The sequence below is a fragment of the Acetobacter malorum genome (assembly GCF_001580615.1).
GTDB classification, from domain to species: Bacteria; Pseudomonadota; Alphaproteobacteria; order Acetobacterales; family Acetobacteraceae; genus Acetobacter; species Acetobacter malorum.
This window is the reverse complement of the sequence record NZ_LHZC01000053.1, coordinates 38,421-61,995: the sequence shown is the minus strand read 5'-3', so window position 1 is coordinate 61,995 and position 23,575 is coordinate 38,421. Positions and strand designations below refer to the sequence as shown.

Annotated in this window: 19 protein-coding genes and 1 CRISPR repeat array; of the genes, 7 read left to right on the top strand and 12 right to left on the bottom strand. The window is 52.1% G+C overall.

Features of this window, described 5'->3' with window-relative positions; genetic code table 11:
• The first annotated feature begins 305 nt into the window (after positions 1-305).
• Both AD930_RS10970 and AD930_RS10965 read left to right on the top strand, forming a co-directional pair.
• Complete coding sequence (locus tag AD930_RS10970) at positions 306-1,196, top strand: nucleotidyl transferase AbiEii/AbiGii toxin family protein (protein ID WP_061506269.1); 891 nt, start codon at positions 306-308, stop codon at positions 1,194-1,196.
• 218 nt (positions 1,197-1,414) lie between these two features.
• Positions 1,415-1,843: a hypothetical protein gene (locus tag AD930_RS10965; RefSeq protein WP_156476998.1), complete on the top strand. Its 429-nt coding sequence runs from the start codon at positions 1,415-1,417 to the stop codon at positions 1,841-1,843.
• A gap of 328 nt (positions 1,844-2,171) precedes the next feature.
• Here AD930_RS10965 and AD930_RS17860 read toward each other — a convergent pair whose 3' ends face one another.
• Positions 2,172-2,417, bottom strand: a complete 246-nt coding sequence (locus tag AD930_RS17860; protein WP_156476997.1) for a hypothetical protein — start codon at positions 2,415-2,417, stop codon at positions 2,172-2,174.
• 354 nt (positions 2,418-2,771) lie between these two features.
• On the opposite strand from AD930_RS17860, the gene AD930_RS10955 reads away from it, so the two are divergent.
• On the top strand, positions 2,772-3,527 hold the full coding sequence (locus tag AD930_RS10955) for a hypothetical protein (protein ID WP_167375179.1): 756 nt from the start codon (positions 2,772-2,774) through the stop codon (positions 3,525-3,527).
• An 11-nt stretch (positions 3,528-3,538) separates the two neighbouring features.
• Here AD930_RS10955 and AD930_RS10950 read toward each other — a convergent pair whose 3' ends face one another.
• Both AD930_RS10950 and AD930_RS10945 read right to left on the bottom strand, forming a co-directional pair.
• Positions 3,539-4,330, bottom strand: coding sequence for a hypothetical protein (locus AD930_RS10950; protein WP_061506265.1), 792 nt, complete (start codon positions 4,328-4,330; stop codon positions 3,539-3,541).
• 400 nt (positions 4,331-4,730) lie between these two features.
• Entirely contained in the window at positions 4,731-6,086 is a 1,356-nt protein-coding gene (locus tag AD930_RS10945; protein WP_156476995.1) for a hypothetical protein, read from the bottom strand.
• Positions 6,087-6,275: 189 nt separating this feature from the next.
• Here AD930_RS10945 and AD930_RS18110 point away from each other — a divergent pair, with 189 nt between their 5' ends.
• The 4 genes from AD930_RS18110 to AD930_RS10920 all read left to right on the top strand — a co-directional run bounded on the left by AD930_RS18110 (position 6,276) and on the right by AD930_RS10920 (position 12,546).
• Positions 6,276-6,545: a hypothetical protein gene (locus tag AD930_RS18110; RefSeq protein ID WP_167375178.1), complete on the top strand. Its 270-nt coding sequence runs from the start codon at positions 6,276-6,278 to the stop codon at positions 6,543-6,545.
• A gap of 1,813 nt (positions 6,546-8,358) precedes the next feature.
• Positions 8,359-9,078: a DotD/TraH family lipoprotein gene (locus AD930_RS10930; protein WP_061506261.1), complete on the top strand. Its 720-nt coding sequence runs from the start codon at positions 8,359-8,361 to the stop codon at positions 9,076-9,078.
• On the top strand, positions 9,075-10,097 hold the full coding sequence (locus AD930_RS10925) for a type IV secretory system conjugative DNA transfer family protein (RefSeq protein WP_061506260.1): 1,023 nt from the start codon (positions 9,075-9,077) through the stop codon (positions 10,095-10,097). The genes AD930_RS10930 and AD930_RS10925 overlap by 4 nt, the downstream gene beginning before the upstream one ends.
• Before the next feature lie 25 nt (positions 10,098-10,122).
• Entirely contained in the window at positions 10,123-12,546 is a 2,424-nt protein-coding gene (locus AD930_RS10920; RefSeq protein WP_167375177.1) for a PilT/PilU family type 4a pilus ATPase, read from the top strand.
• Positions 12,547-12,690: 144 nt separating this feature from the next.
• Here the strand turns inward: AD930_RS10920 and AD930_RS10915 are convergent, their stop codons facing one another.
• From AD930_RS10915 to AD930_RS10870, 9 genes are all read right to left on the bottom strand, one after another.
• Complete coding sequence (locus AD930_RS10915) at positions 12,691-13,245, bottom strand: DUF2726 domain-containing protein (RefSeq protein WP_061506258.1); 555 nt, start codon at positions 13,243-13,245, stop codon at positions 12,691-12,693.
• 778 nt (positions 13,246-14,023) lie between these two features.
• Entirely contained in the window at positions 14,024-14,545 is a 522-nt protein-coding gene (locus AD930_RS10905; protein WP_156476994.1) for a hypothetical protein, read from the bottom strand.
• Between the two features lie 901 nt (positions 14,546-15,446).
• Positions 15,447-16,355 carry a hypothetical protein gene (locus tag AD930_RS10900; RefSeq protein ID WP_156476993.1) on the bottom strand — a complete coding sequence of 303 codons (909 nt, stop codon included), beginning with the start codon at positions 16,353-16,355 and terminating at the stop codon, positions 15,447-15,449.
• Positions 16,356-16,569: 214 nt separating this feature from the next.
• Positions 16,570-16,847: direct repeats of the CRISPR family, unit length 29 nt; unit sequence CGGTTCATCCCCGCACACGCGGGAAACAC.
• A gap of 104 nt (positions 16,848-16,951) precedes the next feature.
• On the bottom strand, positions 16,952-17,956 hold the full coding sequence (locus AD930_RS10895; RefSeq protein ID WP_156476992.1) for a hypothetical protein: 1,005 nt from the start codon (positions 17,954-17,956) through the stop codon (positions 16,952-16,954).
• Between the two features lie 107 nt (positions 17,957-18,063).
• The gene (locus AD930_RS10890; RefSeq protein WP_156476991.1) at positions 18,064-18,567 is read right to left on the bottom strand and encodes a hypothetical protein; all 504 of its coding nucleotides are present in this window, start codon (positions 18,565-18,567) and stop codon (positions 18,064-18,066) included.
• Positions 18,568-18,624: 57 nt separating this feature from the next.
• Positions 18,625-19,251 carry a type 4 pilus major pilin gene (locus tag AD930_RS10885; protein WP_167375176.1) on the bottom strand — a complete coding sequence of 209 codons (627 nt, stop codon included), beginning with the start codon at positions 19,249-19,251 and terminating at the stop codon, positions 18,625-18,627.
• Positions 19,252-19,513: 262 nt separating this feature from the next.
• Positions 19,514-20,617 (bottom strand): type II secretion system F family protein, encoded by a 1,104-nt coding sequence (locus AD930_RS10880; RefSeq protein ID WP_061506251.1) that lies wholly within the window; start codon positions 20,615-20,617, stop codon positions 19,514-19,516.
• A gap of 23 nt (positions 20,618-20,640) precedes the next feature.
• Complete coding sequence (locus tag AD930_RS10875) at positions 20,641-21,549, bottom strand: ATPase, T2SS/T4P/T4SS family (protein WP_061506250.1); 909 nt, start codon at positions 21,547-21,549, stop codon at positions 20,641-20,643.
• Positions 21,546-23,573, bottom strand: coding sequence for a GspE/PulE family protein (locus AD930_RS10870; protein WP_156476990.1), 2,028 nt, complete (start codon positions 23,571-23,573; stop codon positions 21,546-21,548). The genes AD930_RS10875 and AD930_RS10870 overlap by 4 nt, the downstream gene beginning before the upstream one ends.
• Between the last annotated feature and the right edge of the window lie 2 nt (positions 23,574-23,575).

The window sequence follows — 23,575 nt, the reverse complement described above, 5'->3', positions numbered from 1 at the left end:
TGAGATGTCCTCTCGTAAATCTTAGCCACGTGACAGCGGTATCAATAGGATAAAGCTGATCTTCAAGTGCTATGAAAAGCATGCCCCCTCACAGCATAGACAGAGAATGAATGGCACCATGGACCGATTTGGTAAGTTACTGAAATATATGAGCTTACCCAGAGATCGGCGTAAAGTTTATTAGCTTTTCAGGTAATAAACTTTGCATTCTTGCCATCACAATGTAAGGCGGCCTCTTCTCATATGCGTCAAGTTTCTCTATAAAAAAGCTAATAAACTTTGCGCAAAAAACTGAGAGAATACCCATGGCAAAAACGGTTCTGAGTGCGACGGACGCCTTCAACTTCAGGCAGACACTACATGTCGCGACGCTGGAAGCTCTTGTTTCTTCTCGCCGCTGGAGGCCGGGCGATCTGATTTTTCAGGGCGGAACAAGTCTCCACCTAGCCTATGGATCCCCGCGGTTCAGTGAAGATCTAGACTTCATGGTCAACGAAGATCTTAATCTGAATTCTATCGCATCTTCTGTTAAGTCGCGTCTCAGTGTTTCCGGAGCATTGCCCCGAGACATGGACCTTACAATTTCCAAGATTAAAACCGAAAAAAATCCATTATCATTCCTTGTTAACCTTGGCCGGCCAGACGTGATGGGCACCGTACAGGTCAAGGTGGAGCTATGGAAAGCCCCTTCGAGTTCGTTAGAAAATATTGATGCTCTAATCACCCCAGTTCGCCTTGGTTATGGACCTTCAGCGGGGCTTACTGCGCAGGTTAATGTTGCGTCCATCAATGAAATTTATGCTGATAAGGTCTTTGCTGTAGCCGCAAGGGGACATTTGAAGGCGAGGGATGTTTTCGACTTGTACTGGATCAGGAAGCAAGGGCAGGCCTCACAAGTCTCAGAAGATAGCCTTGAAACAAGATTAGATATCTACCCGTCTGAAGACCCAGAAAATTGGCTGGAGAAGGCTTCAAGTCGCTTTGCTTCAATGCCTGGAGATGTGGATGCAATTTACCGGGATCTTCAAAGATGGCTCCCTCGATCCTGGCCCTTGTCGAAAGAGATTGCGGCCGAGATGATTGAAGAATCCCGGTTGGCGCTGTCAGACGGGATCAACGTAATGCAGGAATTAGTACGGGAACGCACGTGCCGCCTGGATAGGGAAGCAAATCAATATGATGGACCATCCCTATGAGCAGGAAGACCGTATCAGCGACCGAACGGTTGAAGCAGCTCCCTCCTTTTTTCCGAGGCTCCGATCTAACTATGCGATTTGGCTGGGACTCTAGGCTGGCGTCTCAATATCTGCATGCCTGGAAAAGCCGGGGGCTAATCGAAGGGCTGGGGGGGCATAGCGACGTCTATGCAAACACCCTCTTCTATCCTCATGTCGATTGGAGGCGGGCTACGCTTATGGCGATGCCGACGGCGATCTGTATCGGGATCGAACCTCTCAGGATGGCTGGATGGACAACGCAGATCCAGCAGCGCCCGGACATTGCTGTTCACCAACGGCGTCCGCACTACAAGATTGCGCCTTATAATGTTTTCCCCATGCCGGCAGTATGGATGCGAGAGGTTAGCGAGGGCCTTTCCATCCCCCCGGAGAGGGGCATGATGCCTGCGCTCCGTCCGGCCTGGGCTTTGGCCGATATGGTCAAAAGAGAAGGGTGGGGCGGATGTGGCTTGGATGCAGACGATCTGGACTGGGATAACCTGTCACAAGAAGAGTGGTCGGACTTACGTCACGCCTGTGGTGTGTTGTCCGTAGATTTCGATTTGGAATTTTCTCAGGCGTGCGAACTGGCAGAAAATTGGGAGCTGGACACACCGGCCCCATAAAAGGAGGGCTTACCGGATGCGCCGTAAAGCCCCGCCCTTCAGGGCGGGGAGAATATCAACCTTTCAAATATTCCCGCCAGATACCATTCCCATGATGGAACCGGATTTTCCGAGCGCGTTTCAGCCTTTGAATGGCATTGTATGCGTCTCTGACATAATCCCCTTCAGGGATGTTCTCAGCAACACGCGCGTTCTTGAGAGCTTCAGTCAGTTGACCTACGCTCCCTGGGACAGAAGCCATTATCACGGCGTCGTTTTTAGCGTTTGCTATCTTATCGCGCATTGTTTGTATGAAGATCCATTCAGTCTTTAGTGGCGTGAGGCTCTTTTAAGGACAAATTTGCCAGCGTTCAACATCATCGCTTTGAGGGACTACCTTAACCAAACCTTTTTTGGAAAGCGAATTCAAGGTTGATCTTACTCGTGACATGGTCAAGGCAGGCTCTGACAAATACCGGGATTCCCTGATGAGTTCAGGAGTTCCGGGGTAATTGAGGCGCTTTGCCCAATGATAAACAAGTCTCTGCGTGTCGGTGAGGCTGGCCAGTGGGGCCTTCTTAATCTGGTCTGTCATTTTTCTTTCCTCTCCAATTATCTGATAATTATGATTTATTCCTTATTATATAGCCAGCAAATCGAAATGGCAAACGCGGCATATAAGCCGATGCTCCTCTAAGGCATTTTTTCATTAATCTTAGTGTAAAATTCGAAAAACCATTTCAAGGCGATTGGGCCGGATCACTTTTTTCAGAAATAATTTGGAACTAATTTTTTGTTGGGTATGCTTAACAATGAACTGAGTCGACCCTTCTCTTTGACTGCCACACGAGGCAAGGAGAAATCATTTTGATATGGATTAATCGACAAGCAAGGAGAGAATGGGATGGGATGCCCTCCTATTGTTTCGCAATATTTTAAAGCTCTAAGCATGCGCAGGGGCGAGGCCGCCACATTAACCAGGCCTCTGGTAGTCTCCGGGCAAACTCGATCATTCAGAATCGCAGTTACAGCCTTTGATGGTGACATGGTGATTGCTGATCTGATCTGGGGAGATATGGATGGTAGTGGCAGGAGGATCAGAAACACTACCAAAGAGAAGAAGATGCTGACCGCAGATGTATCCCATGCGACGACAACTGCTGAGGCCCTTCAAGCCATCATTTCTGCCTGCCCAGAGGCAACTGCCGGCATCGCCAGGCCACTACAGTCCGAGGAAACCAGGCGGCCTGACATCGCCTGCATCGATGCTGTGAAACGGTCTCTCCAGAGCCTAGCCAATGGGAAAGGGTTGAAGCCCGGAGAGATCCCCCCGAACAATTCCAGCGCCCTCGCGGTGATCACATATTTTGAGGTCAACGGCACCCTTAGGCCGCCAGAACTGTTATCGGACAAGACCGGAACAGTCAGGGCCCAGTGGAAGAACGTCGCAAGGGGACTGAATTTCTGGCTGCGCTTTAACAAGCCCGGAGACATCGCCTGGAGTATGACCTTCCCGAACCCGCGCACCATGTCTGCTGCGGCTTTGCCTGTAGGGATTGTGAGGGGGAGAGGCGTGAATTCAGGCAAGGCCCCCTCACTAAAGAACCAGAAAAGCTCATGTCGGGTCGATGGTCGCATTCCATCAGGGAATGCTAACGCCGTCGACCCGGTGATGCTGGCTAAGGTAATGGGGATCGAAATCTGAAAGGGGTCAGATCACAACAGCAGCAGCCTTGTGCAGTGCGTTAGGGCGTGAAGTAGGACGCCTTCTGGCTCTTTACTTGAATGGGCTTCAGGTAGATCCGAGACAGACCGTATGGCGCCTGAAAGCTGGCGGATCATATTTGGTTTGTTTTGCATGTAGGCGTTCATTATCTCGGTCTGAGCAAGTTCTCTCAGGTTCTGTTCATGTGCCCAGATTTCGGCCACCTTCTCGATGGTGATGCCGGTGATCGCGGCCTCCATCCGCCGTGCGTCTGCAGCGGTTGACATGCCATACTGAGACAGGCCGAAAGACAGAACGGCCGCGAAAACACCAAGGGTGAAAGCCATATACTGGTGTTTTGTAAGGCCCGTTTCACTCGGAACTTCTGCGTGTGGCAATGTGTCTACGAACCATGAAGCCACGTCAAAACATGCGCTCAGCATAGCCGCTGGTTTAACGTCTTCTCCTGGCAGATCGTTGATACTTGCCTCTGAGATCAGGACGACAACTGTCTCAGATGCGGCGGACGGAGAAGGGGGGAGGCGTGAAATGCATTCGCTATACAATTCGTTGCGTCCTGCGCCATCATCCTCCGTAATAAGGCATCGTTTTTCCTGACCCGGACTTCCGGCATGTGGGAAAATCCACGACCCGGTTACGACCACAAGAACCATTCTCAGGTCGAGTCCAATCAAAGAGGTGGCCTCGACATAGGCCTGTGCGAACTCTCGTGTTTTTACCGGGGCCTCCATAGCCCTGAGTGCATAAGCTTTACGGCTCTGCCCACACAAAAATATAATCATGTTCCACTTTCTTTTTTACATACGAACGTCTGAACGGAGATTTTCCGATCAAGGTTTTTTTTTCAGAATGGCTTAATGTCGCGACCACCGCAGAAGATGTGGAACTTCAGCTTACTGTAGTGGGCCACATGGCCTTGTTATGAGAGAGAATTTACGCGTAATTCCGCCTTAAGTACAGCGTAACTTTTTCCCAAAATGGAGAAAGTGAGGCTAGGGAAGGTGTTGGCATAATGTCGCTGCCTTACTGCCAATTTAGCTTCACGACTCCATATCAAAATGCAGAATCCGTTCTGAAAAAGTCGACTCCTGTCTGGAAGTCGTGGTCCGTTTAAAGGAGTTTTTGTGGCAAATCCAGACTAAAAGAAGCTTGCGACTGTTTCAGAAGTTGCGTGCACTCATTCTATGCCATGACAGGGGCAATGATTCCTGAGGTAAGCACCTCTTCATCCGGTTGGGCATTGGTCGGATCGTTGTACGCCTCGCTTGCCATTTCATCTGCTGCGTGAACATCGCTGATGTGCCGAATGTCGTCCAAAGGTGCGTAGCTGTAAGACAGGGCCGGGGTGTCCGTAGTGCTGGCCCCTTTCCCATGTCGGAATAGTTCCGGCAGCTTCACATCCCCTTCCGGGATACCGATCAGACGGGCAATTCTTTTTTCATCCGTAACCTCTTTCTTGGCCACATAGCGCTGCCAGTTGTCCTGCGTTTCAAGAAAATTTATGTTGTAGTGACCCTTCTGAAGAAGGCGCCTGCGCCAGATCTTTAGTTCGCTGTTCATCTCATTGTAGAGGTCGGCGATGGAGTGGCCTCCGACCTCCACTGTCGTGTCGCCTGATCTGATCTGATTGGTTTTTTCGTCATCAATCCCGTGCATCCACGGGATAATCTTGTGGCATAGCTCAACCAGATGATCTGGGAGCATGTCCTCGGACAAAAACGTTCTTATGCGCATAGCCGGGGCGAGCACAGAAGGCTCCCGCGGTGAGATTGACATGGATGCGTTTACATCTCTCTTTGGTCGGATATCCCACTCCAGTTCACCGCCAATTTCTGTCGTCGCGACGATCTCTGAACCACCAGCAAGAACTCCGCCCGGTACCGGGATGATGAAGTCGCAGGGCCTGATCATTCGTTTGCAGGTTTCTTCAGGCTGCGCCTCACCGTGGCGGGGGATAACCTCCCCATCCGGCCCACGCAGGGGGTCGTTGAATGCGACAGACTGCAGCGCGTAAAGCAGTGGAGCGGCATGGTGTACGGCCTGACAGAAGTCGATGTCCTTGACGTCATTTCTGCGCCTGGAAAACCATCTGGCAAGGCTATACTGATCGATCACGATGTGACTGTTCATGGATCGATAAGAGGCATTGCCTCCGGTGTGGCGGAACAGGTCGGCCGCCATTACGAGTGGCGTAGATCTCTTGTAAACCTCGGGAGAATCCATGTGGAAAATCTCCCGTCTTAAGAAACCGCAGGTGGAGAGCCCGGAGAAATTAGTCGAGGACATACCACTCTTCCTGAAAGCGGTTTTCTTCTCGATGGAAGGATCATCTGGGAGGCTCGTGAACAGTTTTGAGATGCGTGCATTCATCATCCCAACCGGCAGTTTCCTTGTCGTGCCTTTCGAGAGGTTACAGGATTCAAGGAATGCCGATTGAGAGGAATAAAAAATGCGACTTCGGCAGTCACGATAGCTTTCGCTTACGCGCTGCGAATAGCGTCTTGCGATGCCGTACGCGGTAGTAAGGTCGATGATCATAAAAAGGCTTTCTGCTCACGAGTTAACCGATAGATAGTATGACAATTATCTTTGTCATGGAACGCCTACCAAGGAATATTATCCATGAAATAGGGTAGGTAGGGCAGAAATCTTTTCCTGTACAGATGCTCTTATGAGTGGTAGGGGCGGAATTGATGCAGTCCGCCACCCCACCACGACTATTAAGGAGTGGCCCATTTCAAAAAACAAAAAAAACCAAAAAAAGAAAAAATAAAAAAACCAAAAAAACCAAAAAACAAACAAACCCACTTTCTGTTGCCACAGGCATCCTTCGGCGCCGGATTGGGCGTTTTGCTGCCAGAGTTCTCTCTGGGGCCACACTCTGTGTGGTGGCGGATTAAGGAGTGGGGGCCGCCCCCCCCACGTTTGCTGCGCGGCTGGTTGGGTTGGGCGGTATATTCGGCGCGCGACACTTCGTGCCGTGCTGGCCTGGATTGAGGAGTGGCCGCCCGCTGCGCGGGACGGGAGGGGAGTGGTGCCGAAGTTCTGATTCTGGACCCGAAGATTGTTTTTGTCTCCGGAGCTGTTTTCTGGTGCCGGACTTTAGTGAGGTTGCGGGGGCGCTTTCTTTCGGTTGTGACCGTGGGATACTCCCGTGCTTGGTTCGGGACTTGTGTGACGCTCCTCTGGCTCTCCATGGTACAGGGGTGCCTCCCTTGTGGTTCCGGCGTTGCCGCGCGGTATCCGGCGCGGTCGGTTGGCCGTAGTTAAGGAGTGGGTCCTGAGGGCCGCGACCCGCTGCGCGGGACGGGCCGCCCGCGAGCCGCATTCTGCGTCTCTGATGCGGGCCGTCAGGTGCCGCATATGTTTCTGGTGTCGAGCGGGATTTGGTGTCTGAGGCCTGAGGCCTGGTTTTGTTGCCGATTTTGAGTTTGTAGCCGGATCTTTTTCTGGTTCCGGATTTGTCTGTGTTCCCTGTCCGGCTCGACTGTGTGTGGGGTGGTGGTGTCTCGCCGTGCTCTTCCCCGGCTGTAAGCCGTGGCGCGCGCCGTTCGTCACCGAAGTTTGTCTCTGTTTCCAGATTCTTCTGCGTTACCAGACGCCCTCGCCCTGTGGGTGAGGCCGGCCTGTTTGACCCCGGATTTTACCTGTGTTGCCGAAGTTATGTGTGGCTACGAACGTCGCCATTCTGGCTTCTAGATATGTGTGGCACCGTATGGGGGGACGTCTGTCCCCCCATAACTACCGACAAATGGAAACGGATGTGCTGAATTCCGGGAACGCATGGTCTGAATATCAGGAGGGGTGTTCTGGTTTGCGTGAGGAGAGTTCGGCAGAAATACTAGACAATCGACAGAGGGGTTGTAACCGCCGCTATATATGCACGCCGAAATGTCGGAAATTTTCCAGAAAAAGACAGCCGAAACAATAACTTATCCACGTTTTGGAAACGTTTCCCGGAATTTGGAAACGCCTTGAAACGGGGAGGGACGTCATTCCCGGTCTCGTGGGTCGATAATCGCCCATTTTGCGCTGTTTTCTTCGTCGCTTCACCAAACTGGCGATAAATCACGGCTACTCGGCAAAATACGCCCATTTGTGATGGCTCACCATCAACGGCAGTATAAAGTCGTACAGTACGAGAGATCTCAGATCCTTCATTGGCGGAGCGAATAGAGTGGGACAGTGCCTGGTCGCACTGTGTTCCGTAGTTGCCTCATTACCTCGTTGTCTGTGATGTTGTGCCAACACCTCGGGTCGAATGGAGTACAACGCGGTACTGTACGACAAGCATCCAGATGCCATTTTCTCAGCGCGAAGCGTGTCGATCCCTCCCTGCGCCCCACCACAAACCGCCAACGTGCAATGGTGTGTTTGCTGTGACGATATCGTACCGTGTGGTACAAAGGTGCAAGGAAAGTTATGCTCGTATGAGTAGTAAAGCGGTCATTCCTTCCTTCTGATGCGTACTATTTCATCCATCTGATCTGCGCCCGCATGGCGGACGCTAAGTAGTACAAAGTCGTACAGTGCTTGGGGCCTCGGATGGGGGCGCCGGGTGACTGGCGTGGACTGAATGAGGGCCTACAGCTTGAATTCTCTCCCCCTGCAGAGGTGTGAGTGCGTATGTCTTACAATGTGACATGTAGGAGCAAACTGCTCGAAATCGCCCATTATCAGACTTCTTAAACCTTGAAGGCCAGCAAGTCCTTCAAGGAAAGATTACCCCTTGGGTATTTAAGCCTTGAACTTCCACGTTCTGGCCTGTTTGATTGTGGTAATAATCTGAATTTCTGATCAGGAAAAACCTATGGTGCTTTATCGGCAACGCTTCTTCTCCATGTGCGCGCTGGTATCGGGGGCACTGACTCTATCGGCTTGCGGAGATCACTATGAGAGCTATAGAGCACCTTCCCCGATAGACGTTCCTTATTCTCCGGAAATACGGGAAGAGGCTGACCAAATGCTCGCTCAGGCGGCGATGCGCGTGAAAGATGCGCAGACAAAAATGGCCATGGTCGCTGCCGCTAGAACACCCCCTCCGGCCTCTGCAATAGACGAGAGTGGCCTCCCTCCGGAACTTCAGGCCAAAACCACGATTGATTTCACGGGCCCCGGTGTTGAGGTGGCTAAGAGGCTGGCTGAAAGCATCGGTTATGGGTTCATCGAAACCGGAGGCGATGCGAAAGCTCCGGGTATCGTGACGGTTCAGATGCAGGACATGTCAGTGGCCAAAGTTCTCGAAGATGTCGGGCTGCAGGTTCAGCAGTATGCGACCCTGATTGTGGATCCAACTCAGAGAAGAATTGAGTATCGGAATGAGTCGATTCGTCGCTCAGAGCGATCCTCTCCGGCGAAAATTTCTGATCAGAAATCTCATCCGGCGCGCGCTCCGAAGAGAGTGTCTAAGCCGGCAAAGAAGCCTGTCGCCCGTTTCCGGGATGCGAATTGCCATTGCACAAAATCGGCTTCCGTAAGCGTCGGGAATCTTCCCGCGGGGTTCGTTTCAGCGACTGGAGCATCTGAATGAAACGGATGAATTTTATCTCTGCCTTGGCGTGCGGGGTTAGCCTGTTTGGCGTCCTTGCAAGCGAAGCCTTTGCACAGGATCAAGATCATCCGGAAGACATACTTAGTGTTGACAGGACAGGTGAGCCGCTCCCTGTAAATCCCACCTATCGGGCCGGACAACTCAATCAACGTCCTCTGCAATTACCCAGCCTGAAAGACCTCGAAAACATGCGGGCCGGGTCGTCCGACAAGATGACACAGAAAGAGCAACTCCATATGGGAGCGATGCGAGACGCGGCTATATCCTACGGCTCAAGGATAGGGAAGACCTGGGGGGCACAGCAGATTAATGCGATGCTTGATTCCCAGTCCGGCCGCCTGTCTGTCATTTTTGATTTCAACAAACTCGTGGTCATTCAGCCCGGCGGCGTAGCCATTCTTCCACCGGTCATTTCCGAAAGCCAGGACACATTCGAACAGGCGGATGCTGGTAATTCAGTACGTGTGGCGGACCGGTATTACAGGATACTCTCACCGGCCAGGCTGGCAAAAATATCTCCGACCTGGGAGAGCTATCTTCGGCAGCATGTTCCCACAAAAGCACCCACGTTACCGTCAGACGAATTGCTCCCGAAGAATGATTCCGAGCGCTCTCTCTGGAAAGACTATGTCCACCAAGGGTGGGACGATGGCCAGCATCTAGCCTTCGTCAATTACAAGGTCAGTCTGGCGCGTCTTGAGCGCGACTATAAGGGCATGGTCCGATACAAAGTCCTACTGGAAGAGAACAAAGTTAGCGCCCCTATGGTGGCTACGGGAGACCTTGGCGTTACCGGCACGGGGATGGATATGCGTGAAAATGATCGCACATACCGGATCACCTCTCCCTCACTTCTGAATGTTCGACACCCTGATCAGGACAGGGCCATTCCGTCTTCCGAACCGCCAGAAGCTGCGGCCATGCCACCCGGCCGTGTCAGCATGGAAAACCTGCCTGACCAGACTAAAGACGCATGGCCGGATGCCATGCCCCAGTGAAACTGGATGTATAGGATTAGATGACATGGCGGAGGAGAAGGATTTAGAGACGGTCAAACAAGAGGAGACTGCCAACTCTTTCTTCTCCCGCGGTGAGGATATCGGCCAATATCCTGACATGCCTCATGTCCTCATCCAGGACGCTGTTGATAACCTGCTGAGCTGGTGCATACAGAACAAAGTTAAAGACATAAACATTGAGACGGGTAAGCGCTTGTGGGTGCTTGTCGGTGGTCGACGGCAGGTTATCTCTGATCGTATTCTGAGCCATGATGAGGTCTCAGGGATACTGAATTATTTCTATAAGGCGGAGAACGCTGCCGGTATGGTGGCTGGTGGTTCTCCAACCGATTTCGGCTACAATATTAAGGTCGGCCCCAATCGCAAAGCCCGCATTAATCTCAGGATCAACGCGACAGCCGGACTGGATGTAAGATCCGGTGGCACAGGCCTTCAGATCACACTCCGGGTGATATCCGATAAGCCTATCCCGCTTGATCTGTTAAACGTCCCGCAGGAAATGAAGGACTATTTCCGGGCACAGCAGGGGCTGAACCTGATCTGCGGTCCCACGGGGTCCGGCAAATCTGTTCTGGCGTCCTCCTTGATAGATTGGAGATGCCGACAGGAAGGAGCTTATGAGAAAGTCATAGAACTCGCGCAGCCCATCGAGACCGTATATCCCGATAATGAATATCCAGACAGCCACGTTTTCCAGTCTGAAGTTGGGAAGCATATTACGCTGCATGGTCCTCGCCCGGACCCTGCCGAAATCTGGGCTTCAGCCGTAGGCAATACCCTCCGCCGTGGTCCATCTATGATCTACGTGACTGAGGCCCGCGGCCGGGTAACTATGGAAGCCATGCTTCGTGGTGCGCAGACCGGGCACTTGGTTCTATCTACGGTACATACTATTGGCGTCTCCGAGACGATCGGTCGTATCGTGATGGAATTCCCCGAAGAAAGTCGCCGCAGCATTGCGCTGGATCTTCTTGCAGCTCTCAACCTCGTTGCGTGCCAGTTGCTTGTTCCCATGATCGGTGGAGGTGTAACCGCCGTGCGCGAATACATGGTTTTCGACGACAGGGTGAAAACTATTTTATGCGCATCCGATTACTCTGAATGGACACAGATCATCCGCGAAATGCTCAAGAGCGGACGTGTCATTGGGCAGACAATGGCGCAAGATGCCAGAAGGGCTATGGCTGCCGGAGTAATCTCCTGGGACACATGCGAGGCTGTTTCTGCGCGGACCAGTGATGAGACTTCTATCGTCAGGCTTGCTTCGGCTCCCGACATTCTAGAGAGGCTTGAACGCGCCGCTCAGATAGAAAGTCAGATAGAAAGTGAGAAGAAGCTCGGTCGGACACTAGGCGATGCCGACATGATCCGCTTTCTGGCAACTCTGCAGGTCGAAAAGGGTGACGACCTCCTGATGAATGTTGGCCTCCCGGCTAAGATCAAAGGAGACAAGGGGACACACAATGCGTCCAGGCATATTCTGACAGATGCCTCGATGGACCGGATTGCGGGCGGTCTATTGCTGGCGGAAGACCTTGCCAGCTTTATTAAGACGAAAGAGTTTAGTCGTTCTTTGGAATTGGAAGGGATTGGTCGCTTCCGCGTTAACCTGTTCGTGCAGCGTGGTCACACGGGGATGGCAATACGTCGGATCAACGCTGAAATGCCGACGTTTGAATCCCACCGACTTCCAGAGATTCTGAAGGTGATGTCCTTGTTGCGTCGTGGAATTTTCCTCGTAACCGGCGAAACAGGCTCAGGGAAATCAACCACCCTTGCTGCCATGATAAACTGGCGCAACCGGCATGCTGATGGCGAACACATCATCACCATAGAAAACCCAATCGAATATGTTCACGACCCTATCAAATGCATCATCACCCAAAGGGAGGTGGGGAGGGATACGCAATCATTTGAAGCAGCAGTGATCGCGGCCCTCCGGCAAAACCCAGATGCCCTGCTGATTGGTGAAATTCGGGAAATTATGGTGATGAGGCAGGCGCTGGTCGCGTCGGACACCGGTCATCCGGTTTATGGAACGCTGCATGCGAACTCTGCCTATGTGACGATCAATCGTATCGTGGCCATGTACCCATACCAGGAGCGGGAAATGGTCCTCCTGTCTCTCTCCCTCAATCTTAAAGGTGTGCTGAGCCAGAGGCTTGTCAAACGGAAGGATGGGGAAGGCCGCGTGCTTGCAACAGAGCTGATGTTGAACAAGGGGAAAATTACGGATCTGATCAGAGAGGGGAAAACCCACCTGATCCGAGACGCAATGCGAGAAAGCCCCGGAATGTGGACGATGGAGCAGTCCCTGGCGGATCTGGTGATTGCAGATGTCATATCACTTACAGAGGCCATGCTGGAGAGCGACTGGCCGGAGGAAGTCCAGGAGCTGGTCGATAAGGCACTACCTGTTCGGCAGTAGGTGCTAAGACAAGGATCTGCCTTCCTCTATCGGCTTTTGAGCTGCCTATCGGCAGTAGAGATCTCAAGCTATCTTCAATTAAACTACCTTGCGGCAGACACGGGCCTCGGAAGTCCGCAAAATTTGCGGCGATTGCGTTTCGTTTCACCGCATGCGGAGGTCTTTGCGTATATCTCTCTCCTCAAAAGGCTTTACCTGGATCAATGGAATATTCGCTGAGGCAAGGATAGATGAAATAAGAGCATCCCTTTCCATTCTGTCCGGGCGGTTGTGTGTGGAGTCATTGAGTTCATAGACGAGAACTACAGCGCGCTTTCGAGAGTTGTATATGACGAAATCAGCACTTTTCCCGAAAATCTTTTTATTCGCATTATAGCGAGTGTATCTGTCGTAGTCCTCGGATACCTGAATGAAATCTGCGTACCGGACCTGTGTGAAGCACTCAAGGTCTCTTGATAAAACGGCTTTGACTTCACGGAAGAAATTGACCTCCCAGTCCGTCATTAGCGGGGTCGCGTCATAAATAAGACCGTCTACTCCTAAAGGTCTCTTCTTTTTCTTCGCATGCGGAGTGAGGAGCCCAGTCTTTCCCGACGTCTTTAGGACAAGCAGCCCGACGACGAGAATGCAGGCGAGCAGGATCAGGAAGGGGGATAGATTATGCGCTGTGCCAATGATGGTGGGTATAAAACCAGGCATAGACGTTCTGCGTTTTAACCTTGCGCCGTAGGTAAACAGATATTTGCTGTCTCGGCAACAAGGCTAACGATCAGGAGGCGTCAAAGTGAAGAGTAAATTACTTTGGTTGAAAAAGCATAGTTGAGGGCGCGGATAAATTCAGATGAAAAAGTCGTCTACCGATATTGATTGCGATTTCAGATCTATTGTCAGGCCTGCAGCTTGAGATCTGCTGGGGTAATCTTTGCTCCTTTGCAGGGCGGCGACCATTGCTCCTCCGCGTTTCATCAAACGATCCGCCTGCCAGACAAGCATGGGGTTGGGTAGAGCGTAATGGTTTGCGGACATCAGAGCATCAATGGCTCTCTCTTCCTGCCCCGGCCCCAAGATTTTGCATAGCGTTAGGTAGGCAGCGGCCTGGGACCTGCTGACCCCTCCGTGACAGTGCGCAATCAGGGTTTTAGACGACTGCTGCCCCTCTTCAATCAGACGGTCTATCTCCCTAAGGAGTAGCCAGGTCTTTCGCCCGGTGATCAGGTGAGGGGTGCTTGAGCCATACTCATCCCTAAAGGCCGATACGGTACGGCGGCGCGCTAAGGGTGATAGGTCAGCTTCAGCAAAGTGGCAGTCGTGGATTTCGCACCAATGATGTCTGGTAAGCGGCGGAAGCTGTGGAAAAGGCTCCTCAGTCTCATCCCTGGGCATGACGGACAGAACCAGGTCTGGCCTGTGAGCAGTAATCGCATAAGGAACAACTCTCAGGGGGATAGCGAACAGTGTCAGAGAGGGCACGCCTGCCTCAGAAGAATGAGTGGGGGCGCGCTAACACGGCCTTGCAGATGGCAGCCAGGAGGCCTCCTTCTCCATCAGGAGGATTGATATCAGGCGTGGCCAGGCGTGAATGTGCATTGGCATTCTTCACGTGCAGTACTGTGCCCTCCGAGGGGTTCAGCGCAATCGTATATGGGCCAGCCTGAATTTGCGCGTGATCGGCCGAGGTCTCCTGATAGGCGATGCGCATGCTGATAGATCTGTTAAGCCCTGTAGATTGTGGGGGGAACTCAAGGGAAAAAATCTGTCTGGTTGCCTTGGAGACTGAGTGATGCGCCAGGCGCAGCGCCTTGTTTTGCCCGGAAGCACTGTAAGTGATGATGCTTTCGTCCAGACCTTTGGGCGATTTACGATGGCGCCAAAATAAAGACACCTTTTCCCCAGTGCGAAGAGAAAATTCTTCTGCCGAGGCATCCGGGCTGGTCTTCTCCAGCACTGCAGGATTGGCGGGCGCGGGAGAAGCCCACATTCTTTTCCGTTTACGAGCCATTTTAAATTCCTGTTTTCATATGATGGCATTTACTCGGGAAGGGGCGAAATTTTCTCACTGATCCCCAAATCATGAGGAACGTATAACGTATAGCCAGCACGTATTCTTGAGGCAAATCCCCAACGGCCTCAACGCCATAAGAGGGGAAATAATCCTTGGTAGCAGACCTTTGCGGCCATCCCCGGTGAAGGGAGATCTTTCTTGAATGGACCTGCCATGGAGGCATCCCCTCCGAAGAGGCGAACATCAGTATCGTGCCAGCGGTTGATCCCCGGATAAACGGGGAAAACAATGCCAAGAGGGCGTTTCGGAACCATTAGGCGACTTTTGGCTAACGGTCCATCCCCGCACACACGGGGAAGAAAAAGAATTACGCCCTGCGGCCGGATCATCCCCATGTGCGCTCAAATGCGTAAGTGAGGAAACAATGCTTGCTCTGCGCCCCGACCGCACGGGGAACGTATAGGACGCACCACTGGCCCATCCCCATTAAAACCGGGGATAAAGTCAGTTTGATTTTTGGCTCATCCCCGCACACGTGGGGAACACTGATTAGTGCCCTTACAGACTTCCTCACTCCATGGTTGATCCCCGCGCGGGGGAACGCACTTTAGCTAAATGTGCTCCTACAAAGCCTTTAGGCCCATCCCCCCTATGCGCGGGGAACGCTGGTTAGTGCCCTTACAGACTTCCTTACGCCATGGTTGATCCCCGCATACGCGGGGAACACAGATCTCAAATCTCGGCGAATAACCGGTTCACCCCCGTACGTGCGGGGAACACGTGATAGACACTATCGCGGCAACAAATTCAAGTGGCCCATCCCCGCACACGCGGGGAACATTCTTTCTGACCAGACGTCGGGATAGTCTTGATTTGGTTTATATCCAACGAAAGCCGATTAGCCATCCCCCCGAGAATGAGTGCTCTCAAATTTATCTAGGCGCGTGTAACGTTCCTCAAGGAAAATGCTATATGCAGAAGGGTAAAGGCTAGAGCCACATACCTTGGCGAATTCATTCGTCCAGAAAGCGATATCCTTCGCAGGCGACGCGAACACAACAGCCTCCCATCCCATCACGCGCAGACGCATTATGGCCATATCAAAGCATTTGCGCCAGACGCGGAAAGAATGCTTTTCGGCTACCAGGGCCATCTGCAATTCCTGTGCAAGCACTGCTGTGGAACCTCCTAACCTCGCGGATTGGAGAGGATCGCGCAGGGCACGAAGAAGGGCGGTGGCTCCCTCCCATGTCAAAGCTCGTTCGAGTTTTTCCGGGGTGATGGGGTCATAACGATAGATCGCGATCCACAACAACCCGGACACGATCGCATTAAGCAAGGTTACACCCCGGCCGCGCCACATCTGATCGTCAAGATCGGCCAGGTTGGCGATGGTCCGGACGATATAGTCTCTTTCTTCCCTCATGCGCGACGCGGCCGGCAAGCCATTCAGGATCAGTCGGTCATCTGACAACCAGCAAGTCGCACGGGAATACAGACGCATGAGGACCTCCGGGTCGTCACACCCATCCGGCTGCAATGCCTTCAAACGGGTAGCGAACCGAACTGGCGCAGCATACGGATCAACCAAAAGGCATGTTTTAGGTTTGGGCCATGCGCCTGATGCAACTGCTGTTTTCAACCCCTGATAGGTGTTGAACCCGAAGGACGCCGCGACCGCTTCAGCGATATGACACAGCTTCACAGAGCGATCAGGATATTGCTGCTTAATGAGCGTGCTGAAGTCGTTACGAATGCCACGAATGGCATCGGACACGTCATGCGAGGAGAAAGATCTCACAATCATCAAGCCCATTCATTGCGATCGCCGATTACACGCATCATGGAATGACGCTTGGAGAGGATTAGGTTTCGATATGCCTGTTTAACCCGGCGACAGGTTCAGGAGGCCCCTTTATCCAAGGAATGCCGTCCGCTCTTCTCAATGTCAATAAATGTTCGGAACCGATAGGATTTGAGAACCACAAATTAAGAAGAGATGCGAAATTCAGTTTGATTTCGGGTTCATCCCCGCACACGCGGGAAACACAACACCCGAGCCTCGCAGCATATCTTCCCAAGGCTGGCGGTTCATCCCCGCACACGCGGGAAACACGACCGGTTGGGCCGCATTCTGTCGGAGCGGCTCGGTTCATCCCCGCACACGCGGGAAACACTTCAGCCGCTTTTGTTACGATTCCTAGGCTAGCGGTTCATCCCCGCACACGCGGGAAACACACCCTGAGGCTCTGAGGTGGCTAGCAGACCGACGGTTCATCCCCGCACACGCGGGAAACACTCTTTCTGGAAACTATTGTTTCAAAATGTTTTTTTTGATGTCAAAGAAACTACCAGATTTTTAAGGGATTCTTGAGGTGATGTCCAGTCTGAATAGATCGGGCCTCAGCAGATTTTCCTTGGAAACTCATTCTCTTTCTGATCGCCTGCCAGCCACGCGGAGGGATCTCCCATGGCGGCTTCGATTTCGTCCGGCTGAAGCTCAGGCATTCCGATCTGGCCCCTTATGAGGTTCTCTCGGCGGATAGTTGACCGGAGCACATCTTCAGGAGTGGTGGAGCAGGATCTCTCGAACGAGGCTTCAGCGGCTCTTGCGTGATCCAGGATGGCAAGGAAGGTGTCTTTGTCAGGATATTTCTCCCAGCCGGAATCTTCCACAAGGCAGCGCTGTGCCTCTTCAGGTCTTATTTGTGTCCATGTGGACCAGGGTGAGTGGAAACGTATCGTCCTTGAGATAGTCTGGCGAGCGACAGCGTCCCATGTTTCTTCTGACGGCGCATTAAGATGGGCCAGTATGAGATCACGGACGGGCTTCTGAAGTGGACCATTCTTATCGCCAAGCCCCCGAAACAGCCATGGGACGGACTGGGACTGGCCCGACATTGAGTCGCTTCCGTCGCATTTCGTTGTCGAGTTGTTCTCTTCCTGCGCGAGCGCGCTCATGCGCTGATGGCTCAGGTCAAGCATGAGAAGAGGGGGAATGAAGCGCTGGTTTACAGCGATGCAATCAGAGATGGCTTCAACCGCCTCGACTTCCGATAATGCGCGCAGGCGCCTCAGGTCGGTTGCCGGTGGATGTCTGACTGCATCTGCACCTTCGCCATGCACCTTGCGAATGATCGCCGATAGATCGTTGGGGGCTGAAATGAAGCGAGCATGAAGGGATGGGTCTTCGACGAAATGGACGATAATCGTCCCGTCTTTAGATCTGGTTTCGATAGCTATGCGAGAAAGTGGCGTGCTTTCTGTGACGTAATAGAGATCGGGTATTCCACTCCATTCTATCGCGAAAGCCCGACCGTTCTTGTGTGTCCAAAGCCGCCAGTCATTTTCCAAATCTCGCGTCCCCGCAATGGCCTTGCGAAGGCTCAATTTAGAAAATGTGTCCATAGTCATAGGTGCCTTTGCTTCGTTTTGAATTCTTATAATCCAAAAAGGAATGATTTCTAGGGCGGAAATTTCACTCTGAAGGATAAATGCCGAGCAGTGATTAAGGATTAATAGCGATAATCAATTTCCGTTTCCTGCACCACAGACCCGTCCGGAATTTCTATCCCGCCGAAGTTGGCCGCAAGTGGGAGGGGCTGCGCGCCTGGAACGCTTCCGAACCTTTGGGTTTCGGCATTATAGATGCCAGCGTGGACTGTATCCCATGTGTTGTTTTTTATGTCATTGGCGACGAGGCCTGCCATATTCACAGGATAATCCATGTCGATCTGGTCGGGCGTCCAGTAGGTCACCATCCACTGGCCATCTGTTACGCTGGTGAAGGTCGTCTCGTAGCTGATTGTCTGGCCCATCTCAATCGGATCGGGAGTGACTATCCCTACGGCACATTTGTTGGCTATGGGATGTGCGTCGGTTCCAGTGGGCCAGCATTTCTGGAGAGCCAGGCTGTGATAGTGCTCCATCTGGAGGGCGACAACGGCCGCCCTTTGCCTCGCCTGCTCCTCTGCGTCAGAACCATGCATCGGCATGGCATTGTATGTCAGCAACGTCATAAAGAGAATGATGAAGACGATATACATAAGACGGGATCAGGCGAGGGGGTGCCCGGCTTAGTTGCCGGGCTTGGTGATGTAGATGAAGTTGTAGCTTTGAGCACCACCGGTCGAGGCGCAAGCGGCCTCCGCCTCTTGAGCTGTCATCTGCGCCTGCGCGCCTGCGGTGCCGTTGACAGTAACAGAGATTGTTCCATCGCCGACAGGCTTGGTGGCAAGGGATTCACATGCGCTCTGTGAAACACCAGGCATAGTGATGCTCAGGGAATCGTTGGATTGCTCTGTCGTTGCCGCAGCAATCGTAACCTGGCCGTTGAACGGATCGATGATCTCGGTCTTGTCCTGGTTGGTATAAGCAGGAGCGATACCGTCCTTGGCAATTGCCCCGATATCGATATCACAACCATTCCCGCTGCCGCCGTAGTTGCCATTGGGGCAAAGGTCAGCCGCACTCTGGTTGATTTCCGCCAGCAGCGTGAGCGTTGAATCCACTTTCTGGCGCGTAAACATGTTGTTGATCTGGTTGACAGCGAGTGCCACCAAGATTGCCAGAACAATCAGGCCGGCAGAGATCTGAAGTGGCGTAAAGCCAGCTTCGTCTTTTTTCCTCTTGGGAGTTATTCTCGCCACCCACGGTAAGTTCATGTGCGCGGAGGGTTTCCCCACCTCCTTCGGAAGCGTCACGGCTCCGGCTGGTGCCTCCAGATGGCAATGGAGGGAATGTGGCTGCGATGTCGGCATATTTCAATCCTCGGTATGGATAACTGCCTCTTAGTCTGAGGGCGAGATGGAATTAGGATTGCTGGGGCCAATTATCGCGGACTGCTGGGGGCCTCTACTCTCCTGTGAACACAAGGTTAGAAAGCGAAAGGGGCAGTTTCCAATAAAAAAGTAATCGACAGGCTATTAAAGCTGCCGTCGTTAATGTGTCGTTAATATACAAAGATTATTTACCCGCTAGTTGCATCTCAAGCAAGGAAAGGGCGCTGCCGAAGAATACAAGAACACCATAGAACATGATTTGGGTGATGACGTTAACGGTGGCAATGATTTGCTTTGTCCTGCCGACGCCTGATATCAGCCATTTCCGGCCTACGATTTCCAGTTTTTTATCGAATGTTGAAGGATTTTTTGAGTAAGCCCTCAATATGATAGTTGTCTCTTTAGATGGGAACTCCAGCCCTGTTTCATAGAGAGCGTCCCCCATGGTTTTACCACCTGATCCAAGTATGTGTCGGGTGGCTAGAAGGCGTTCAATAAGCCACGGAGACGCCCCCTTTGTCATCATTTGAAGGATTTGTTTTTCAGGCATCCCGGAACGACGCAGAGAGGAGATTGTCAGTAGAAAACTTCCCCCCATCAGAATTCGGTAAACTGACCATGGGGGTAATCTGTCAAAAAACACTCTAGTGCGACCGGTCCATCTCGGTATGGAATAGGCAATGGCAATTATACCTCCGATGACTACCGATATAATGGGCACTAATGTGGCAATCAGGTTCTGACTCATCCACAGGGCCGCATAGGGGACACCAGACCATTTATCCGGAGGAAGGATTAGTGCGAACTGGGGGATAACCCTTGAAGAAAATACGTAATAAAGACCTAGCGACATAATCACTGAAATAATTGGCTCTTTTGCTGCTTCTTTGATAGCGGTTTTGATCTGGATTTCCCCATCCATAACGAAAATTACATCACGAAGAGATTGAGCTATTTGCCCGGTTTTGCCGCTGGCGGCGATTGCCATGCGTTCGCGTGCAGGAACCCACTCAGCAACGGCATCAGATAATGGGATTGTTTTTTCGACTTTGTCGCGCCAGTCCCTGGCAATGTATGCCAGTAAAGCATTTGGCTTCTTACCATCTTCTGAGGCGACCTCATAAATCAGCTTTAATGCGTCACTGATAGAATCCCCCTGATCGGCAAGGTTTTCCAGCATGTCATACATCTTAATCCGATTGGTGGCAGTGAACCTCAGTTTATTGACCTGCAAAAGCAATCTCTGAGGGTCAATGCCGGCCAGCGCAAGGATGTCGCTAAAGCTCATAATGTTTGTTCTTTTCCTGATTGTCAGGCATCAGATCCAAACCATTTCTCACCTTTGGTTTTGAGAAGATGGAGGATGCGCTCTTTCTGCAGGGGGCGCGAATTCTCCAGCACTCCCAGAAGATCCCGCGGGTCAATAATCCCGAATGCTACTTTCAGCGCCGCATGTTCCGCAATGAGCATGCCGCCAAGCTGATTTAGCCAGTAAGTCGTTGCTCCCTTTGTCTCATTATCGCGCAGAAGGCTTAGGAACCTGCCGTCAGGCTTTATCACCTCCGCGATAAGGTCTCTTCCTGTCGCTCCGTAACGGCACCCGTCATTGCCGCAGCCGTTTTGGGAAAGGGTAGAGCCTGAATTGAGGATGCGGATGCGATGGAGGTACTCTTCAGGGATAATATTTTCTATTATTTTGTATTCGGTTTCAGACCGCTTCCCTGTTTTTACGGCCTCTTCGTAAGAAATGCTGCAGTGAGGGCAGAGTTTGGTAGCCACTCTTTGAGAGACCCAAAGACCCATGACGTGGGGGCTAAGGGCATCCCTTCTATCGATCCCCATTCCCGCAAGACGCCCCGGAATGCTCATTGCATTTTCGCCATGCATTGCGCCCATAGTCTTGAAATCGGCTGCAGCGCTAATCGCTAGTTCAGCACTCTTTTTGTCGCGAATTTCAGAAATCACGACCGAGTTGTAAGCCAGGATTATGTCGGAGGTCATTCTCAATGTCGTTGTCAGGCCATTCCCTGTCGGCCCTGACACAATGAGAAGGCTCTTTCTGCCCTCTTGCCGCCAGGCATAGAACTCCTTGACCTGATCCTGAGTGAAGCCTGCTTGGATCAATGGATGGTGGCCCGGAAAAGATCCGACAGCAGCATATGGAGGGATGGCTATTTCGTCAGAAGAAGTGACAATTGCTGTATTGTTGGTGGCCGTCATGATTTGGAGGCTTTCTCTCTGGTAGATCCTTCCTCAAGTTTATCCTTTGAAATTACAGATCCAAACCATTTCTCACCTTTGTCTTTGAGTAGGGTAAGTATCCTATCCTTTTTCAGCGCGCCGGGATTTTCTGAAACGCCGAGAAGTTCTTGAGGATCTATGATCCCAAAGGCCGTTTTAAGCATGGCATGTTCCTCAAGAAGCATGCCCCCGAGTTCATCTAGCCAATACTGCTCCGCTTTTTCAGTCTCCATGTCGCGCAGATATTTGATGAAGGTTTTATCTGGCTCGATGACTTCAGCGATAATCGTGGCCCCGGACTGGCCGTAGCGACACCCCTTTTTCCCGCACCCGAGCATTTTCTCGGACATAACCGGGTTGATCATGCGGAGGTTGGGAAAATACTCCTCTGGGATAATGTTCTGAACGCTTTCGCATTCAAACTGTGACCGCAAGCCTTTCTTGACGCCCTCCGTGTAAGGAATGCTGCAATGAGGGCAGAGCACGCCAACAAGCCTCTGTGAGACCCACATCTTCATGATGGATGCGTCCAGAGCGTTCATTTTGTCGACGCCCATATCCATGATTCGAGAGGGTATGGTGATTGCATGGTCACAGTGTGTGGTGGACATCATGAGATGCCCTGTACGCGATGCGTGGATAGCCTGATCAGAGGATTCCTGATCGCGCATTTCGGAAACGATAATCACGTCGGGATCCGAGCGCACCATTGCTTTAAGACCAACTCTGTATTCCGAGCTGGGAACAGATGTCTGGAACGCACCGAGGATCGGCTGCTCAACGGGATCTTCGAGCGTGTTGATTGCGATCCTGGTCTCTCTCTCGAAATACAGGATCGTCGCATTCATCGTGAGAGTGGTGGTTTTGCCACTCCCCGTGGGACCGGACAGGATCAGCAGGCCAGATTTCTTTTGCCGGAAGCGCGCGAATGCGTCGTCATGATCAGGAGTGAAGCCGGCCTTCAGGAAAGGCTTGTCTTCGGGACGAATGCGGCGAGGTTCTTTATTCAGACGTATTACGCATTGCCTCGCGCCATTGGAGCCGGGGTTCCAATGAAGGCGCAGGCTTTGTATGCCGTGGGGGAGCGTATACTCCCCAGGGCGCATGTTCTTGTCTTGAAACTTACCTGGCTCATAATGTGGGTCTCCCTCCGTCGCGAGTATCGCTGCGACGTGACATAATTGCTGCCCTACAGCAAAGGTCTCGTGTGAATAGTTTCTGATCTGTCCATAGATCCTAAAATTGATCGCGCACCCTTCTGGGAGTGTATCAATATGGATATCAGACGCACCGGCTCGGGCTGCACTCGTATAGATCGAAAACAACTTCTTCTGGATGCTGTTGACTTCCTCGCCGGTCATATTCTGACCGCCGGATTGGCCCAGAAAATATGAGGTGCCAAGATTGTTAATCTCTGGGATCGCCTTGAGCGGGACTGAGACGTCTCCGTTGACTATATAGCCAGCCTTTTGGATCAGGTCTTTGGCCTCGGCCACCACCGGGTCCAGGCGCTTCTTCTCCGGGTGGACAAATTGCCCCGGCGCTCCCTCTCTATCCTCTTCTCCTGACAAAAGGACGAAAGCAGCCATTTCACGGTGCTTCTCATTCAATCCCGGTATTGGCGATCCCAGGCCGGTAACAACTATCCGCGCCTCTTCCTTGATTTCATCGACAAAAGAGTCGACGTCTCTTTGACTTTCAAACTTCTGAAGAAGAAGTTTCTCGCCTGTACGAGCGGGCATGCTGGAGGAGCCTGCCCCCAAAGGACGCATGTCGCGGGATAATGGATTTTTGGCGTTTTTGGCCTGGTGCTTCGTGTCTGTCGTCAGCCAGGCAATTATCTTGGCAAAGCTCAGCGAAGATGATTTCCGTCTCCCATCCTTCCTGGAGCTTGGGACTGGTCTGGGGCTATTCTTCTTGGAGACGGAGGTGTCAGTGGTCAGCCACTTAAGTAGACCTCCTCCGCTCGCATTCGTTTTCTTCTTATGCTTTTTGACAGCCACGT